This is a genomic window from Olivibacter sp. CPCC 100613 (assembly GCF_036959255.1).
In the GTDB taxonomy this organism is placed as follows: Bacteria; Bacteroidota; Bacteroidia; order Sphingobacteriales; family Sphingobacteriaceae; genus Olivibacter.
This window is the reverse complement of the sequence record NZ_JAWMTI010000047.1, coordinates 1-562: the sequence shown is the minus strand read 5'-3', so window position 1 is coordinate 562 and position 562 is coordinate 1. Positions and strand designations below refer to the sequence as shown.

Below are 562 nucleotides of genomic sequence, written 5' to 3'. Positions count from 1 at the left end.
CGGATGCCCTTCATCCAGGCATCGGTCAGCAAGGAGATGGCATGGTTTCCGAGCATAACACCCGACATTCCCGGGTTCGACCAGGTCGGATACCAGCCCGACTGTTCCTGTGCATCCAACAACGATTGCATATAACGTCCCTGCATGGTGGGATGCAAAATGTTGCTCAATGGAAATTGGGCCCGAAAGGTATCCCAGAAACCATTATCGGTATACATATAGCCAGGATAGATCTTCCCGTCGTAGGGACTGAAGTAATAAGGTTTTCCATTTTTGTCGCGTTCATAAAATTTGCGCGAAAAAAGGTTCGCCCGGAACAAGCAGGAATAGAAAGTGGCCAGCTCCTCGTCTGTACCTCCCTCCACCAATACACGCCCCAGCAGTTTATTCCAGACACCGGCAGCCGCTATTTTAGTGTCTTCCAGCTTTTTATGTGCACCGAGCTCTCTATCCAGCGTCCATTGAGCCTGTTCCTGACTGATATAGGAAGATGCCACTTTCACCTGCACCGTCGCCCCTTTGGCAAAAGTGAGATAGGCTCCCACCTGCTTACCTTCTATCT

General features: G+C 50.4%; 1 protein-coding gene. It reads right to left on the bottom strand.

The genetic code is table 11. The annotated features are described in order from the left end of the window. A partial coding sequence (locus RYH73_RS26765; RefSeq protein ID WP_335316476.1) for a glycoside hydrolase domain-containing protein occupies window positions 1-562 on the bottom strand: 562 nt, incomplete at both ends.